Consider the following 16,798-nt stretch of genomic DNA (forward strand, 5'->3'; position numbering starts at 1 on the left):
AGAGTTCCCGACATGCACGGAGAGTTTCGAGGATGTGATCGAGGTCGGTCGGTGCGGGGTAGGGTCGGCGGCTCCTACACCGACGCCCTCAACCACTCCGGGAACGCCTCGGTGCGCTGCACCCACTCGGCGGGAGGCGTTCCGGCCTCGCCTCCGGCGAGCACACCGCCCACGATGGCGCAGTTCGTGTCCACGTCACCGCCGACCTGGGCGGTCGTCCAGAACGCCTCCTCGTAGTCGCCCAAGGACCGGGCGGCTGACCACAGGGCGAACGGCACGGTGTCATGGGCCGTCGTACGGCGCCCGGAGCCCAGGACAGCCGCCACGGTGGAGGCGTCGCCGTAGTCGAGCATGTCGCGGGCCCGCCGCAGCCCCGCACCGACGGCACTCTTCGGGACGAGCGCGATGACACCGTCCAGCAGCGCACCGGGGCTGGGCGGACCGCCGGGGCCGGCGGCCAGCGCGGCGGCCGCGGCGACGGCCATGGCGCCGACGACGGCCTCCCGGTGCTGGTGCGTGGGGTACGCCGAGATCTCGGCCTGGTGGGTCGCCTGCTCCGGATCGTCGGCGTAGAAGGCTCCCAGCGGCGCGATACGCATCGCGGCGCCATTGCCCCAGGACCCCTGCCCGTTGAAGAGGGCCGCGGCGAGCTCGCGCCAGTCACCGCCCTCGCGGACCAGCCGCAGCAGCCGGTTGACGGCGGGTCCGTAGCCCCGGTCGAAGTCGTGGTGCTCGGCGAAGGAGCGGGCCAGGGCGTCCTGGTCGACGCGGTGGTGGGCGGCCAGCACGGCCACGACCGAGCAGGCCATCTCGGTGTCGTCCGTCCACTGCCAGTGACCGGGCGGCAGCTCTCGATTCTTCAGCAGGGGGTAGTTCACCGGCACGAAGAACTGCGAGCCCAGCGCGTCTCCCACGGCCAGGCCACGCAGACTGGACAGAGCGCGGTGCAGGCGGTCGTCGGTGGCGGAGTCAGCGGTCATCGGACTGCACTCTAATCGGTGATCCCGTACGGCTCCGGCTCCCGCCAGCGCTTGAAGGGCCGGTCAAGTGCGTATTTGCCGTCGTCCCCGAGAACGAGCATCCGCATCTCGGCGTTCCCCGGATTCGACAGCGACTCGAACTCGGCGACGGTCCAGTGGAACCAGCGCATGCAGAACAGTCGCATGGCCAGGCCGTGCGTCACGATCAGGACGTTCGGCGGATGGTCGGGCGCCTCGAAGCTGCGGAACAGGCTCTCCAGGAAGCCGCCGACCCGGTCGTACACGTCGGCCCCGGACTCACCCTGGGCGAAGCGGTAGAAGAAGTGCCCGTAGGCGTCGCGGTACGCCTTCTGGAGACGTACGTCGTCACGGTCCTGCCAGTTCCCCCAGTCCTGCTCCCGGAGCCGGGGTTCCTCGCGCACCCGTATGAGCTCGGGGTCCAGATGAAAGGCGCGCAGGGTCTCGTGGGTGCGGCGGTAGGGGGAGACGTACACGCTGACGCGTTCGCGGCCCAGCACCTCTCGCAGCCGTTTACCGGTCTCCTCCGCCTGCCGCCAGCCCCGTTCCGTCAGGGCCAGGGCGTGGTCGGGCTCGCGTTCGTACACGGTGTCATCAACATTGCCCGTTGACTCCCCGTGCCGGACAAGGACGATTCGCCGTGGTCGTGCCATGCCAAGACCCTAGATCGGGAGAGGTCGTATCGAGCACTCGTACGGGCTCCATACGGCGTAGGTCACACATTTCCCGCACCATCGTCCACCCGGAGGCGCACTTCTGGTGAGTCGGGATCTCAAACCGTCCAGGCCGGTTCGAGGTCCACGATGTCACCCGTGAGGGCGGCGACGTCGGCCTCGGTCTGGGCCCGCAGCGCGAGCCGTTCCACGCGTTCGGTGCGGTACTTGCCGTGCTCGGCGGCCGACCGCCACATCGAGAGGACGAGGAACTCGTTGCCCGGGGCCTCTCCGAACAGGCCCCGGATCATGCCGGGCGAGCCGGCCATCGCCGGGTTCCAGACCTTCTCCTGCATCAGGGTGAAGTGCTCCGCCCGCTCCTCATGGACGCGGCAGTGGGCGAACCGCACCAGATCGGCGTCGGTGAAGCGGGGTTCGAAGCCCGTCTTCACGTCGAAGCGGTAGTCGAACAGCTTGACCTGGATGTCCTTGAACGTGCCTGACTGGGCCGCCGCGAGCCGGTCGTGGGAACGCGCCATGAAGGAGTCGTAGAAGGAACGGCTCTCCCAGAAGGAGAAGATGTGCGCCACACCCTGCCGCCCCCGGCTCCAGCCTCCGCCCTGTCCCCGAAACCCCGGCTCTCCCAGAAGCCCCGCCCACTTTCGCTGCCCCCGCTCGAACCCGCGGCGGTCCACCACGGTGCAGCGAATCCACTTGACCAGCACCGCGCCATGGTAAGGCCACGGAGCGTGGCGCCGGTCACGCTCGGCGGCAGAGGTGACCCACGAGTGACAGACGCGCGTGGCAGGATGGACAACCGGTCCTGCCTGACCGGCAGTTCGGGCCGCGGGCGCAGGGGGAAGGGGAATTTCTGGTGAGCGGCATCAACAAGGGGATCCGCAAGGTCGAGGTCTCGCTCAAGTGGGATCCGAGTCCGGCAGGGCAGCCGGCCACCGACCTGGACATCGTCGCCGCGACCTACGTGGCGGGCGATCCGTACGGTGATCCCGCCTATGTGGTGCACTTCGACAGCCGTTCACCCGACGGCACGATCTACCTCAACCGGGACAGCAAGGACGGCAAGGGCTTCGGCTGGGACGAGGTCATGACCCTCGAACTCGACCGGCTGGACGCCCGGTACACGCGCGTGGTCGTCGGCACTGTCATCCAGCAGCGCTCCGCGCACCGCACCTTTGTCGGCGTGGTCAACCCGGGCCTGCGCATACGAGAGGGTTACACGGTCCTGGCCGAGGACGACTTCGGCGGCGTCCTCGGCGCCACGGCCGCGAAGGTCGCGGAGTTCGTGCGCCAGGAAGACGGCACCTGGGACTTCCACCCGGGGATCACCGGCTTCGACGACGACCCCGCGACGTTCACCCGGAGCATGGGCCGGGCGTGACGCGTCAGCCGGCGGTCCAGCCCGGGACCGTCGGCAGCACGGTCTCGGCGACACGGAACAAGGCGAGGTCATCGGGCAGGACGTCGTCCTGACGCCATAGCGAGACCTCGTAGAACCCGCCGCCGTCCTCGGTGTCCTTGGCGACCAGCAGGCTGCGGGCGATGCCGCCGGGGCCGGTGTCGACCTTGCCTCCACCGAGGTGGAACTTGAGGGCGATGGTCCGGTTCGAGTAGAGGACCGCCGGGTGCCCGCCCACCGTCCGGTTCTGCGCCGAACTCCCGAGGAGGCCGGCCATCTCGGCCACGGGGATGTCGTCTTCGGACGTCGAGAGCTTCACCGAGTAGGTGGAGAGCTGGACCTCCGCCTCGGGTGTGACGGTCCTGGTGCCGTCGGCCCAGTCGCCCACGGTCTCGTTGCCGCTGGCGGTCATCGCATGGTCGGTCGGCGTGCCGAGCAGTGTGGGCAGGTCCGCCCGGTTCAGCGCCGTGCACAACCGCATGCCCGAGAGGGGTTTCGACGGCCGGGCGTCGTCCGACGTGTGACACTCGGCCGGCTCGGGATCACCGGGCTCCTGCTGAAAGGTCCCTGACAACACAAGAGCGGCGAGTCCCCCGACCAGCACGAGTGCCGCCAGGGCCTGTCCCCACTCGTTCGGTGCCTTCTCCGGCTGTCTCACGCCCTCCGCCACGTCGGCGGTCTGCTGCTCGGCCATGTTCCCCGTGTCCCCCACCCTGCCGTTCGCGCCGGTCGTGCGCTGGGGGAGCCTAACGTGTGATCGTCCGGTGGAGAAACGGAAAAGCAGGAAGGCGGTGCGGTCGGGATCCGACCGCACCGCCTGGACAGCTAGCTCAGATCAGCTGCAACCGCTGGTCGAACCGCAGCCCTCGCAGATGTAGCAGGAACCGGCCCGCTGCATCTTCGTACCGCAGGAGAAGCACAGCGGGGCGTCCGCCTGGATGCCCAGCTGCATCTCCACCAGCTCGGCGCTGGTGTGGGCCTGCTGCGGGGCGGGCTTGGCCGCCTGCACCTCGGCCTTGGGCGTGGCGACCGCCTTCAGCTCCTGGGCGCGCGGCGCCGACTGCGCCAGACCCTCGACGTCGACCTCCTCCTCGGTCGGCTCGTAGGAGCCGGTCTCGAGGTGGCGCTGACGCTCCTCGGCGGAGTGGATGCCGAGCGCGGAGCGGGTCTCGAACGGCAGGAAGTCGAGCGCCAGGCGACGGAAGATGTAGTCGACGATCGACTGCGCCATCCGCACGTCCGGGTCGTCCGTCATACCGGCCGGCTCGAAGCGCATGTTGGTGAACTTCGAGACGTACGTCTCCAGCGGCACGCCGTACTGGAGGCCGACGGAGACCGCGATGGAGAACGCGTCCATCATGCCCGCGAGGGTGGAGCCCTGCTTGGACATCTTCAGGAAGACCTCGCCGAGACCGTCGTCCGGGTAGGAGTTGGCGGTCATGTAGCCCTCGGCGCCGCCGACCGTGAAGGACGTGGTGATGCCGGGACGGCCCTTGGGGAGGCGCTTGCGGACCGGGCGGTACTCGATGACCTTCTCGACCGCCTCGCGGATGGTCGCTTCGGTCTTCTCGGTGACCTCGGTCTTCTCCTTCTCCTTGGTCTTCGCGGAGAGGGGCTGGCCGACCTTGCAGTTGTCGCGGTAGATGGCGAGCGCCTTGACGCCCATCTTCCAGGCCTCGAAGTAGACCTCTTCGACGTCCTCGACGGTCGCCGACTCCGGCAGGTTGACCGTCTTGGAGAGCGCACCGGAGATCCAGGGCTGGATCGCGGCCATCATGCGGACGTGGCCCATCGCGGAGATGGAGCGCTCGCCCATGGCGCAGTCGAACACCTCGTAGTGCTCGTGCTTGAGGCCGGGGGCGTCGATCACATTGCCGTGCTCGGCGATGTGGGCGACGATCGCCTCGATCTGCTCCTCCTGGTAGCCCAGGCGGCGCAGGGCCTGCGGGACAGTGCCGTTGACGATCTGCATCGAGCCGCCGCCGACCAGCTTCTTGAACTTGACCAGCGCGAGGTCGGGCTCAAGACCGGTGGTGTCGCAGGACATCGCGAGACCGATGGTGCCGGTCGGGGCGATGACGGACGCCTGGGCGTTACGGAAACCGTTCTTCTCGCCGAGGCGCAGCACGTCCTGCCAGGCCTCCGTGGCGGCGGCCCAGATCGGCGTGTCCAGGTCGTCCATGCGGACGGCCTTGGTGTTCTCGTCGGCGTGCTGCTTCATGACCCGCAGGTGCGGCTGCGCGTTGCGGGCGTAGCCGTCGTAGGGGCCGACGACCGCGGCGAGTTCGGCGGAGCGCCTGTACGACGTGCCGGTCATCAGGGAGGTGATGGAGCCGGCGAGGGCACGGCCGCCGTCGGAGTCGTAGGCGTGGCCGGTCGCCATCAGCAGGGCGCCGAGGTTGGCGTAGCCGATGCCGAGCTGGCGGAACGCGCGCGTGTTCTCGCCGATCTTCTGGGTCGGGAAGTCCGCGAAGCAGATGGAGATGTCCATCGCCGTGATGACGAGCTCGACGACCTTCGCGAAGCGCTCGACCTCGAAGGACTGGTTGCCCTTGCCGTCGTCCTTCAGGAACTTCATCAGGTTCAGCGAGGCGAGGTTGCAGGACGTGTTGTCCAGGTGCATGTACTCGCTGCAGGGGTTCGAGCCGTTGATACGGCCGGACTCCGGGCAGGTGTGCCAGTGGTTGATGGTGTCGTCGTACTGGATGCCCGGGTCGGCACAGGCCCAGGCGGCCTCGGCCATCTTGCGGAACAGCGCCTTGGCGTCGACCTCCTCGATGACCTCGCCGGTCATGCGGGACGTCAGGCCGAACTTGCCACCCTGCTCCACGGCCTTCATGAACGCGTCGTTCACGCGGACCGAGTTGTTGGCGTTCTGGTACTGGACGGACGTGATGTCGTCGCCGCCCAGGTCCATGTCGAAGCCCGCGTCGCGCAGGGCGCGGATCTTCTCCTCCTCCTTCACCTTGGTCTCGATGAAGTCCTCGATGTCGGGGTGGTCGACGTCGAGGATGACCATCTTGGCGGCGCGGCGCGTGGCGCCACCCGACTTGATGGTTCCCGCGGAGGCGTCGGCACCGCGCATGAAGGAAACGGGACCCGAGGCGTTGCCGCCCGAGGACAGCAGTTCCTTGGAGGAGCGGATGCGGGAGAGGTTCAGGCCGGCGCCGGAGCCGCCCTTGAAGATCATGCCCTCTTCCTTGTACCAGTCGAGGATCGACTCCATGGAGTCGTCGACGGACAGGATGAAGCAGGCGGAGACCTGCTGCGGCTGGGGCGTGCCGACGTTGAACCACACAGGGCTGTTGAAGCTGAAGATCTGGTGCAGGAGGGCGTACGCCAGCTCGTGCTCGAAGATCTCCGCGTCGGCGGGCGAGGCGAAGTACTTGTAGTCCTCGCCGGCCTTCCGGTACGTCTTCACGATGCGGTCGATGAGCTGCTTGAGGCTCACCTCGCGCTGCGGGGTGCCGACGGCACCGCGGAAGTACTTGCTGGTGACGATGTTGACCGCGTTCACCGACCAGAAGTCGGGGAACTCGACGCCACGCTGCTCGAAGTTGACCGAGCCGTCGCGCCAGTTGGTCATGACGACGTCACGAAGCGCCCATTCCACCTCGTCGTACGGATGCACGCCGGGGGTGGTGTGGATGCGCTCGATGCGCAGGCCCTTGTTCGCAGTCGCCTTGGTGCCCTTGGCGCGGGAACTCCGTGCCGGACCGCTCGCCGTCTCTGTCATGCCGCCTCCCTGTACGGGCGTAAACGCCCTGAAGTGCCCCGTTGTTCCCGTGGCACGGTGTTCTGTCTGGTATTGCGGGCACCCACTCGCTACCGCCCGCAACAGGTCCTGGTTCGCCGCCGTCCGGCCGGTCCGGGGTGCTGACCCGGTCCGGCCCGCCGATCAGTCGGCGGCGCGGGCGGGCTCGGGGACCTGAGCAGTCCCTCCGGGCCCGCGATCGTCTTCCTGGCTCCCCACGACGGCCTCGTCGCCGCCCTCAGCCTCGCCGCGGTCCTCGTCGTCCGCGGCGGGGGGTCCCGTGTCTTCCCTCAGCTCCGTGATCGCGGCCTCGAAGTCCTCGAGCGAGTCGAACGCCCGGTACACGGAGGCGAATCGCAGATATGCGACGAGATCGAGCTCCTGCAACGGGCCGAGTATGGCCAGCCCCACGTCATGGGTGGTCAACTCGGCGCTTCCGGTGGCCCGCACCGCCTCCTCGACCCGTTGGCCGAGCTGGGCGAGCGCGTCCTCGGTGACAGGCCGTCCCTGGCACGCCTTGCGCACACCGTTGATGACCTTGGTGCGGCTGAAGGGCTCGGTGACCCCGGACCGCTTGACCACCATCAGCGAGCACGTCTCCACGGTCGTGAAACGACGGGAGCAGTCCGGACACTGGCGGCGCCTGCGGATCGACGTGCCGTCGTCGGTCGTACGACTGTCGACGACGCGGCTGTCGGGGTGCCTGCAGAAGGGGCAGTGCATGAACTCCCAACCTCCTCACAGCAGACTCAATAGCCTCGCTGAGCCCCATGGGCCCCTCGAAGCAGCCCCAAGCATAGGCGATCGCTGCGGGCGTGAAGACCCGGGGGACCACAACTTCTGGGCTGCTGTAGCAATCCAAGCACTACATGTAGGGATTGGCACGCCATACACGCCGTACACCCGTGTCGCGCCCGTATTGGCGTGTGCCATACGACCGTCCCGGCTCCCGGCGAACACGGCGCACAGCCGTATCGCTGCGGCGCATGCGGAGATACCGTGGGCGCCACAAGGAGGGGACGTGGGATTCCCGCACAGATGAGAGCCGGTACGGGGCCGACGGGGCACCGGATGGCAGACTGGGGCAACAACCGGCGAGGTCGCCATCCGGCGGTGAAGAGTACAGCAATGGGCCCTTTTGTTCGGCAGGCGGCGCGTTAGCCATACACCCAGACACGTGATCGCGTCAGGCGCTTCGCGATTTTTCACTCGAACGTGTGTTTGGCGCAACCTTTCGAAAGCAACTACCGTTGTCCAGCAGGGAGACCATCGAGAGGGGCCGACGTGACCACGACCGCAGACAGTGCCACCATCACTGCCCAGGACCGTACCCAGGGCCGACTCGAGCCGGTGCATGCGATGAACGAAGGCGTGAATCCCGAGGGGCACAAGCGCTCCCTGCCGGGCCGACCTCCAGGCATCCGGGCCGACAGCTCGGGACTCACCGACCGGCAGCGCCGGGTGATCGAGGTCATCAGGGACTCCGTCCAGCGGCGCGGCTACCCGCCGTCCATGCGGGAGATCGGCCAGGCGGTGGGCCTGTCCAGCACCTCGTCCGTCGCACACCAGCTCATGGCACTGGAGCGCAAGGGCTTCCTGCGCCGCGACCCGCACCGCCCGCGCGCGTACGAGGTGCGGGGCTCGGACCAGGGCGCCTCGGTGCAGCCCACGGACACCGCAGGCAAGCCCGCCGCGTCGTACGTCCCGCTGGTGGGCCGGATCGCCGCCGGTGGCCCGATCCTCGCCGAGGAATCCGTCGAGGACGTGTTCCCGCTCCCCCGCCAGCTCGTCGGTGACGGTGAGCTCTTCGTGCTGAAGGTCGTCGGTGACTCGATGATCGAGGCCGCGATCTGCGACGGCGACTGGGTCACCGTGCGCCGCCAGCCCGTCGCCGAGAACGGCGACATCGTGGCCGCCATGCTCGACGGCGAGGCCACCGTCAAGCGCTTCAAGCGCGAGGACGGCCATGTCTGGCTCCTCCCGCACAACGCCGCGTACGAGCCGATCCCGGGCGACGACGCGACCATCCTCGGCAAGGTAGTCGCGGTGCTGCGGCGCGTCTGAGCACCGCGGAAGGCCTCGCCGTCCCGACCGGGCCCCGGAACCCCTGCGCCGGTTCCGGGGCCCTGCATTCTTCGGCCCCGATGACGGGCCGCTGCGCGCATCGCCTGTGGGCCTGACCCGACGCCGGGTCAGGCCCACAGGCGTTCACCCGAGCTCCGCCTCGGCCTCCTCGGCTTCCTCGGCTTCGGCGGCTTCGGGGGCGAGCTCCGCCTGGGCCTTCTCCGCTTCCGCGGCGACCTCCGCAGCCTCCGCGGCCTTCGCCGCGGCATCGATCGCCGCCAGTGACTTCCGTACCTGGTTACGGTCCGTGGTGTACCAGAAGTCCGGCAGTGACGCCTTCAGATAGCTGCCGTACCGTGCCGTCGCCAGCCGCTGGTCCAGTACGGCGACCACGCCACGGTCTCCCGACGCGCGTACGAGGCGGCCGGCGCCCTGGGCCATGAGCAGGGCCGCGTGCGTGGCCGCGACCGCCATGAAGCCGTTGCCGCCCGCCTCCTCCACCGCCTTCTGGCGGGCGCTCATCAAGGGGTCGTCGGGGCGCGGGAACGGGATCTTGTCCATGACGACGAGCTGGCAACTGGGGCCGGGCACGTCGACGCCCTGCCACAGCGACAGCGTGCCGAAGAGACAGGTCTTGGGATCGGCTGCGAAGTTCTTGATCAGTTCGCCGAGTGTCTCCTCGCCCTGGAGGAGGATGGGGAACTCCGGGATACGGGAGCGCAGTTCCTCGGCCGCCAGCTGGGCTGCCCTCATGGAGGAGAAGAGTCCCAGGGTGCGACCGCCGGCCGCCTGGATGAGTTCCGTGAGTTCGTCGAGCATGTCCACTCGGTCGCCGTCCCGCGCGGGGCGCGAGAGGTGCTTGGCGACGTAGAGGATGCCCTGCCGGGGGTAGTCGAAGGGCGAGCCGACGTCGAGGCCCTTCCACTTCGGCAGGTCCTCGCCCTCGGTTCCTTCCGGAGCGAGCCCCAGGGACGCCCCCACGCCGTTGAAGTCGCCGCCCAGTTTCAGGGTCGCCGAGGTCAGGACCACGGAGCGGTCGGCGAACAGCTTCTCCCTCAGCAAGCCGGACACCGACATGGGGGCCACACGCAGGGAGGCGCCGAAACGGTCGTGGCGTTCGTACCAGACGACGTCCCACTCCGAACCGTTGGTGATCCGCTCCGCCACGTCGTGCACCGACTCCACGGAGGCGAGCGCCTGTTTGCGGACCGCGTCCTCGTCCTGGACCGACTTGTCACGGGTCGCGCCGATCGCGGAAATGACCGTACGGGCGGCGTCCCGCAGGGCCATCAGCGCGTAGCCGAGGTCCTCGGGGATCTCCTCCAGCCGGCCGGGCAGCGCGAGCTCCATCAGCCGCTCGAAGCCCTCGGCGGCGGTCTGGAGCTGGTCGGCCGCCTTTTCGTTGACGAGTTTCGCGGCACGGCGCACCGCGCGGTTGACCTGGCCGGGGGTGAGCTCGCCGGTGGCGACACCGGTGACCCGGGAGACCAGCTCGTGCGCCTCGTCGACGATCAGCACCTCGTGCTGGGGCAGGACGGGCGCGCCCTCGATGGCGTCGATCGCGAGCAGCGCGTGGTTGGTGACGACGACATCGGCGAGCTTGGCGCGCTCGCGGGCCATCTCGGCGAAGCACTCGGCGCCGTACGCGCACTTGCTCGCTCCCAGGCATTCCCGGGAGGACACGGAGATCTGCGCCCAGGCACGGTCGGAGACACCCGGCGTGAGGTCGTCGCGGTCACCGGTCTCGGTGTCCTGCGACCAGTCCCGAAGACGCAGCAGGTCCTGGCCCAGCTTGCTGCTGGGCGCGGCGGCCTCGAACTGGTCGAAGAGGCCTTCCTCCTCGTCCTGCGGGACGCCTTCGTGGAGGCGGTGCAGACACAGGTAGTTCGACCGGCCCTTGAGCATCGCGAACTCCGGACGGCGGCGCAGCAGCGGGTGCAGCGCGTCGACGGTGCGCGGCAGATCGCGCTCGACGAGCTGTCTTTGCAGGGCCAGGGTTGCCGTCGCGACGACGACCCGCTCCCCGTGCGCGAGCGCGGGCACGAGGTAGCCCAGCGACTTTCCGGTACCGGTGCCGGCCTGCACCAGCAGGTGGGAACCGTCGTCGATCGCGTCCGCGACGGATTCGGCCATGGTCACCTGGCCGGGGCGCTCCGTGCCGCCGACGGCAGTGACGGCAGCATGCAGGAGTTCGGGGAGTGAGGGCTTCGTCATAGCGCGACCACCCTACGGCTCAGCACTGACAAAGGGGTGATCAAGGCGGGGACGAGAGGCGGGATCAAGACCGGGACCTCCTCGGAGAGGCAAGGGGTGCAGGTCGGAGCGGCTCCAGATCGGATCGCAACAGATCACGAAAGTCCGCATCGGTTCGACTTCGGCCGGGTCGGGTCCGATAGGGACGGGCCGGGATCGGTGGGAGCCAATCAGGACCGACTTCGATCAAGCGGCGACCAAATTTCGTTCGCTTACCGGCGGAGCGGGGCGGTGTGGCGGGGCGGTGTGGCGGAACGGTGTGGCGGGGCGGTGTGGCGGCAACCGCCCGCTGCGAACCGGCGGAAAAAATTCTGCGGTGGGTGGGAACCGACCCGGCACCGGCGGTGTACCAAAAGTGATTGCACGATGACGCGTTGCTACATCAGGTCGCGCAGGGAACGGTCGCGGATCACGAGGGCGGCCCGCTTGGCGGGCAGGTCCACCTCGGAGGAGAAGCGGAACCCTGCACTCAGAAAGGCGGTGACGGACGGAATGTTGCGAAGGTCGGGTTCCGCGACGACGCGGGCACAGGCAGGTCGCTTGTCGAGTACGAGATCGGCCACGGCTCTGAGGAGAGTGCTGCCGAGACCTCGCCCCCGGTCGGCGACGGTACCGACGAGGAGATGGATACCCGTGTCGTGCGGTCTGGCCGGATAGTGGCGGGCCAGCGGATCCAGGTCTGCCCGGTAGATCTCCCAGTAGCTCATCGGTGCACCGTCCAGCACGCCTAGACAGGGAACGCTGCGTCCGTCGTCGTCCAGTTGGGACCGCAGGTGCTCCTCCGTCACGTTCTGGGGCCCGGCCAGCTCCCAGAACGCGGCCACGGCGGGGTCGTTCATCCAGCGGGAGACGAGGGGAAGGTCCCGCTCGATGCGCACGGGCACGAGCTGGAACACGCCCGCCGGGGTCGTGATCGGCCCCCATTCGGCGATTCCGTCCAGGAGGTCGTAGGCGTCCGGTCGGAGTGAGGCGGAGGGTGTGACGCCGATGTGTCGGCTGTGGTGCCCCTGCCCGTGCGCACGCCCGTGCGCCTGTCGAGTTCCCGTGTCCGTCTCGGTGTCGGTGTCGGTGTCGCCTGCGCCGACGCCCGAGCCGGAGCGACCCGTCTCGATGAGCGCGATGAGTTCGTCCGACAGACGCAGGTCGAGGGTGTCCTCGTGGTCGGCGCTGCGGTGAGCTGGCCGGATGGTGCCGCCCTCCGTGTCCTCGCAGCGGGTGCTCCGCTCAGCGCCCTGGGCGGTGGTGCGGTCCCCGGTGCCCCCGTGGTCGGTCCGGGCGGTGTGGTCCTCGCCCCGGCTGGGGCAGGTGCCGTCGCCGACGTCGGGCACTGGGGTGGAAACGGCGTCGGCGGTCGCGTCGGTGGGAGACACGGGGGCGCTCCTCTCAGAAGGCGGGGCGGGTCATGTTCCTCAGGAGTGAAGGGGGTTGGCGATGGTGACGTAGACGGACTGGGTGTCGACCGGGCCGACGAGTTCGTCCAGGCCGTGCACACGGGTCAGCAGGTTGGCCTTGCAGCGCAGGACGGGTGAGTCGAGCAGGTGGCCGGGAAGCGGGGTGCGCAGTGGGGAGGGCCCGGAGGCCGCGTCGGTGAGAAAGCGGCGGAAAGCGGCGAGCAGCAGCCGTTCGTCGGCCAGGTGCTGGGATCCGAAGGCGCCGATGAGACCGAGGACGTTGTTGATAGCGAGGTAGTAGGCGAAGCGCTCGTCGGTGACCTCGTCCGCGACGAAGGTGTCGCTGTGTGTGCCGATGCCGGGCAGCCGGGCGTCGAGTTCCGCCCGCCGGGACTCACGGAAGTAGTAGCCCTGGTTGTCGCGGTAGCGGCCACCGGCGGGCCAGCCGTCGCCGTCCAGCAGGACCAGCGTGTTCTGCTGGTGTGCCTCCAGCGCGATCCCCGCCTCCCCGTCGAGCCACAGCACCGGGCGGACGACGTGTTCCAGGTAGCGCAGGAACCACTCGGCGGCCACGGCGCCTCGCGGACGGCCGGTGCGGGCGGCGAGGCGGGTGACGATCTCGGCCAGCCGGGACCGCCAGGCCGGCCTGTCCGTCTCCGGGCCTTCCTTGCCCGAGCCGTCCGTGCCCTGAGGGTCCCTCCCGGGACGACTTCTGTCCGGCCGGCTCCTGCCCTGACCGTCCTCCGTGGCGCCGGCTCGGGCGACGGGGCGAGGTGAGACGAGTCCGGCGATGCAGGTGACGTCATGGGAGGGGGTGAAGGGGTTGTGCCGGATCACTACGTCGATTCCGGGGACGGGATCGCCGTCGGGCCCGTCGACGGCGAGCCAGGCCGGGTCGCGGACGATGTCGAACGTGGGGTGCGCTGCCTGCCACTCCCTGGACAGGCCGCTGCGAAGGAGCCGGTGTACCTCGACACCGCGGTGGAGTTCCTTGCGGAGGTTCTCGCGGCGGGAGTTGGTGATGCGCAGGCCCAGGGACAGCTTGAGCATGGCGGGGGCACCGGAGCGGTGCACAGTGCGTACGGAGGAGGTGGGGTGCCAGGGGTCGCCGTGGGCGCCCAGGTCCTGGAGCAGTCCGGTGTCGAAGAGCGGGGCGGTCTCGGAGCGGTGCCGGACCTCGCGCAGTTGCCAGGGGTGCAGCGGCAGGGCTGTGCGTCCGTCGGGCAGCGAGAGGTCGGGGCCGGCCAGTCGCTGGGTGAGCTGAGGGGCGGTGACGGGACGGCCTCGTTCGGTCCAGGCCGAGTCGGTGGCGAGGAGGGAGGGGTCGACAGCCAGCCAGTGCAGGCGGAAGGAGCCGCGCAGTTCCGGTGAGTACAGGGCCGCTTCGGCATCGGAGAGACCTTCTCGGCTCTTGGGTGCCGGGTGCAGAGGGTGGCCGAGGACGAGTGCCTGCTCGGCGGTGAGGAAGAGGTCAGGGCCGTCGTCGGGGTCCTTGCGGCGCTCGCAGACGAAGGTGGCGGTGCGGCGGGCGGAGTCGGCCACACGAGCCACGAGCTCGGCTCCGCCTGTGGCGGCAGGGGTCTCCGTCCGCACCGACTCGCGGGTGAGCAGTGCGGCGACCGTGACCGCGTCGGCCGGCGGGGCCTGGTCGGAGGCGTCGGCGAGGCGGGGGTGGCCGAAGCGGTGCCATCCCGTCGGGGACCAGTAGTGGACGGGGACGAGGAGGGACGTGCCAGTGGCGGGGAGGGGGATGCGGAGGGTGCCGTCGGCGGGGGCGGGCAGGCCGGTCTCGCGGACCCAGCAGCGGAGCAGGTTCTCCACGGTCGCGGCTTCGGCTGCGGTGTGCGGATCGGAGTGGTTCAGGGGGTCGGTGGTGACAATGCGCAGAAGTTCTTGTTCGGGGGGCCCGCCCTGAGACGGGGTGTGGGCGGGGCGGGAACGGTGCTGCGGGGAGGGGGCAGCGTCGGAGTTGTCGAGCGGGAGTCTGGGAGTTGAGTTGCGGGGGGTGGGGGTGATGTTCAAGGTCGGTGTTCCTCGGGGTGGTTCTGCTTCGGGGTTGTTGCTCGGGGGTGTTCCGTGGGGGTTTGCCTCAGGAGCTGCTGTTGCCTTGTGGGTGGCAGGCCGACGTGCTCGTGCCAAGGCTGGGCAACTGGGGTTCCTTGAGCAACCTGCTGGACGATGGCGGTTCTTCGGGAGCGACGGGTGGTCCCTGCGGTGGGGGCGGCTCGGACTCCGGCTTCTGACCTGGCCCCGACTCCGATCCCGGCCTCGACTCCGGTCAGCGCACCAGCTCCACTCCCCGCCTCGACTCCGGTCAGCGCACCAGCTCCCCCCAGGCGCGATCCCAGTGATGGACCCCGATCCCGACCACAGCTCGGCTCAGCTCTCGGCGCTGGACACAGATCCCGCCCCGGGAAGCCGTCCCGTCGACTTCGGGTGGGCAGGTCACTCCGGTTGCCGATGTGGGTGCGACCAGCTGCCCCGCCCCTGCGCCCGGCTGCCCCACCCCCGTCCCCAGCTGCCCCACCCCTCTGCCCCGATCCCCACCTCAATGCTCCCGGCGCCTACCCTCGCCACGGCCGTGATCGCGGGCCACCGCAGCCACGGCGTCGGCGAGGCGGTCGATGACGGCGATCGCCTGTTCGTCGGTGATCGTCAGAGGCGGGAGCAGGCGGACGACGCTCGCGTGACGGCCGCCGAGTTCGACGATCAGGCCACGTCGGAGACATTCCCGCTGGACGGCGGCGGCGAGTTCCGGAGCGGCGGGGCGAGGGGATGGGACGGCCCAGGGCAGCACCGCGGCACCGGCGTCACCCGCTCCATCCACACCACCCGCTCCACCCGCTCCACCCCTTCCACTCCCTCCACCTCCACTCGCGTTACCCGACCCGACCGGGCGCGACAGACCACCTGCCTCATGGGTCCCACCGAGCCCACCAGACCCGACGAGGCCACTCGGTCCAAGGAGCCCGCGCCTCTCCTCAGCGCTGCTCGCGCCCTCCGCGCCGCTCACCTCCACCATCTCGACCCCGATCATCAACCCCCGCCCCCGCACCTCACCGATCACGGGGAACTCCCGTGCCAGCGACCGGAGTTGCTCCAGCATGCGTGCCCCCAGCGTGGCCGCTCGGGCCGTGAGGTCGTTCTCGCGGACGTAGGCCATCGTGGCCGTGCCCGCGGCCATGGCGAGTTGGTTGCCGCGGAAGGTGCCGGCGTGGGCGCCGGGTTCCCAGACGTCGAGGTCGTCGCGGTAGACGACGACGGCGAGCGGAAGACTGCCGCCGATGGCCTTGGAGAGGACCATCACGTCGGGGGTGATGCCGCTGTGCTCCACGGCCCAGAAGGCGCCGGTGCGGCCGACTCCCGTCTGGACCTCGTCGGCGATGAGGGGGATCGACCGGTCGGCGGTGATCCGGCGCATGCGACGCATCCACTCGTCCGGGGCAGGAAGGACCCCGCCCTCGCCCTGGACGGGTTCGAGGATCATCCCGGCGGGCAGCGGCACCCCGGACTTGGGGTCGTCGAGGACGGACTGCGTCCAGCGGGCGGCGAGTTCGGCGCCGTGGGTGCCGCCGACGCCGAAAGGACAGCGGTAGTCCTGCGGGTAGGGCAGCCGGGCGACCCGTCCGTCGGAGGCGTCGCCGGACGCTTCGAGGGCGCCGGCGGTCATGCCGTGGTAGGCGCCGGCGAAGGCAAGCAGGCCGTTGCGGCCGGTGGCGGCGCGTACGAGCTTGAAGGCGGCTTCCACGGCGTCGGTGCCGGCCGGTCCGCAGAACTGCACGCGCGCGTGGTCGGCGAGTCCCGGGGGGAGGTTGCGGAACAGTTCGGTGATGAAGGCGTCCTTGACGGGGGTGGCAAGGTCGAGGACGTGGAGGGGGGCGCCCGAGTCGAGGACCTTGCGGATGGCTTCCAGGACGACGGGGTGGTTGTGTCCGAGGGCCAGGGTGCCGGCGCCGGAGAGGCAGTCGAGGTAGCGGCGGCCGTCGGCGCCCTCGATGGTCAGGCCGCGGGCGCGTACGGGGACGATCGGGAGGGCGCGGGCGTAGGTGCGCGCCGCCGACTCGCGGGCCGACTGGCGGCGCAGGATCCCCTCGTGCGTGGAGCGGGCCGGCGACGGTTCGGCGTCGGCGGTGGGCTCCGCCGTGGCCTCCCCGGGTGCGGTCTCGGTCACGGCCATGGTTCTCCCGTCGTCGCGCTGTGCAGGGGCAAGCGGTTCCCTCGCGGACTCGCCCGCCCCGACATACGGAGCCCCGTGACCCTTTGCTCGA

General features: G+C 69.8%; 12 protein-coding genes. 2 read left to right on the forward strand and 10 right to left on the reverse strand.

The genetic code is table 11. The annotated features are described in order from the left end of the window. Positions 1-74 precede the first annotated feature (74 nt). The 3 genes from ACIQJT_RS31460 to ACIQJT_RS31470 all read right to left on the reverse strand — a co-directional run bounded on the left by ACIQJT_RS31460 (position 75) and on the right by ACIQJT_RS31470 (position 2,376). Positions 75-980, reverse strand: coding sequence for an ADP-ribosylglycohydrolase family protein (locus tag ACIQJT_RS31460; protein WP_402649244.1), 906 nt, complete (start codon positions 978-980; stop codon positions 75-77). Positions 981-991: 11 nt separating this feature from the next. Next, positions 992-1,651 carry a histidine phosphatase family protein gene (locus ACIQJT_RS31465; protein ID WP_365456417.1) on the reverse strand — a complete coding sequence of 220 codons (660 nt, stop codon included), beginning with the start codon at positions 1,649-1,651 and terminating at the stop codon, positions 992-994. 119 nt (positions 1,652-1,770) lie between these two features. After that, positions 1,771-2,376, reverse strand: coding sequence for a YdbC family protein (locus tag ACIQJT_RS31470; RefSeq protein WP_365456414.1), 606 nt, complete (start codon positions 2,374-2,376; stop codon positions 1,771-1,773). A gap of 149 nt (positions 2,377-2,525) precedes the next feature. Between ACIQJT_RS31470 and ACIQJT_RS31475 the strand changes: the two genes are divergently transcribed. Beyond that, positions 2,526-3,050, forward strand: a complete 525-nt coding sequence (locus tag ACIQJT_RS31475) for a TerD family protein (protein WP_365456411.1) — start codon at positions 2,526-2,528, stop codon at positions 3,048-3,050. A 4-nt stretch (positions 3,051-3,054) separates the two neighbouring features. On the opposite strand, the gene ACIQJT_RS31480 is transcribed toward ACIQJT_RS31475, so the two are convergent. The 3 genes from ACIQJT_RS31480 to nrdR form a co-directional block, all read right to left on the reverse strand. Further along, positions 3,055-3,762, reverse strand: coding sequence for a DUF6215 domain-containing protein (locus ACIQJT_RS31480; RefSeq protein ID WP_402649248.1), 708 nt, complete (start codon positions 3,760-3,762; stop codon positions 3,055-3,057). 141 nt (positions 3,763-3,903) lie between these two features. Next, positions 3,904-6,804 (reverse strand): vitamin B12-dependent ribonucleotide reductase, encoded by a 2,901-nt coding sequence (locus tag ACIQJT_RS31485; protein WP_402649250.1) that lies wholly within the window; start codon positions 6,802-6,804, stop codon positions 3,904-3,906. Positions 6,805-6,966: 162 nt separating this feature from the next. Continuing rightward, a complete protein-coding gene (gene nrdR / locus ACIQJT_RS31490) occupies positions 6,967-7,545 on the reverse strand; it encodes a transcriptional regulator NrdR (RefSeq protein ID WP_402649252.1) in 579 nt (192 codons plus the stop codon). Positions 7,546-8,106: 561 nt separating this feature from the next. Here nrdR and lexA point away from each other — a divergent pair. Next, positions 8,107-8,886 (forward strand): transcriptional repressor LexA, encoded by a 780-nt coding sequence (lexA, locus tag ACIQJT_RS31495; protein WP_365456399.1) that lies wholly within the window; start codon positions 8,107-8,109, stop codon positions 8,884-8,886. A 144-nt stretch (positions 8,887-9,030) separates the two neighbouring features. On the opposite strand, the gene ACIQJT_RS31500 is transcribed toward lexA, so the two are convergent. The 4 genes from ACIQJT_RS31500 to ACIQJT_RS31515 all read right to left on the reverse strand — a co-directional run bounded on the left by ACIQJT_RS31500 (position 9,031) and on the right by ACIQJT_RS31515 (position 16,707). Next, entirely contained in the window at positions 9,031-11,100 is a 2,070-nt protein-coding gene (locus ACIQJT_RS31500) for an ATP-dependent DNA helicase (RefSeq protein WP_402649254.1), read from the reverse strand. A gap of 416 nt (positions 11,101-11,516) precedes the next feature. After that, positions 11,517-12,509 (reverse strand): GNAT family N-acetyltransferase, encoded by a 993-nt coding sequence (locus ACIQJT_RS31505; protein WP_402649256.1) that lies wholly within the window; start codon positions 12,507-12,509, stop codon positions 11,517-11,519. 39 nt (positions 12,510-12,548) lie between these two features. Continuing rightward, on the reverse strand, positions 12,549-14,552 hold the full coding sequence (locus ACIQJT_RS31510) for an IucA/IucC family protein (RefSeq protein ID WP_402649258.1): 2,004 nt from the start codon (positions 14,550-14,552) through the stop codon (positions 12,549-12,551). Positions 14,553-15,078: 526 nt separating this feature from the next. Then, positions 15,079-16,707: a diaminobutyrate--2-oxoglutarate transaminase family protein gene (locus ACIQJT_RS31515; RefSeq protein ID WP_402649260.1), complete on the reverse strand. Its 1,629-nt coding sequence runs from the start codon at positions 16,705-16,707 to the stop codon at positions 15,079-15,081. Positions 16,708-16,798 lie beyond the last annotated feature (91 nt).

Source organism: Streptomyces sp. NPDC091972 (genome assembly GCF_044756385.1).
Taxonomy (GTDB): Bacteria; Actinomycetota; Actinomycetes; order Streptomycetales; family Streptomycetaceae; genus Streptomyces.

Coding starts and splice junctions, on each gene's coding strand:
- ACIQJT_RS31460 (WP_402649244.1), bottom strand. CDS start 980: ATGACCGCTGACTCCGCCACCGACGACCGCCTGCACCGCGCTCTGTCC.
- ACIQJT_RS31465 (WP_365456417.1), bottom strand. CDS start 1,651: ATGGCACGACCACGGCGAATCGTCCTTGTCCGGCACGGGGAGTCAACG.
- ACIQJT_RS31480 (WP_402649248.1), bottom strand. CDS start 3,762: ATGGCCGAGCAGCAGACCGCCGACGTGGCGGAGGGCGTGAGACAGCCG.
- ACIQJT_RS31485 (WP_402649250.1), bottom strand. CDS start 6,804: ATGACAGAGACGGCGAGCGGTCCGGCACGGAGTTCCCGCGCCAAGGGC.
- nrdR (WP_402649252.1), bottom strand. CDS start 7,545: ATGCACTGCCCCTTCTGCAGGCACCCCGACAGCCGCGTCGTCGACAGT.
- ACIQJT_RS31500 (WP_402649254.1), bottom strand. CDS start 11,100: ATGACGAAGCCCTCACTCCCCGAACTCCTGCATGCTGCCGTCACTGCC.
- ACIQJT_RS31515 (WP_402649260.1), bottom strand. CDS start 16,707: ATGGCCGTGACCGAGACCGCACCCGGGGAGGCCACGGCGGAGCCCACC.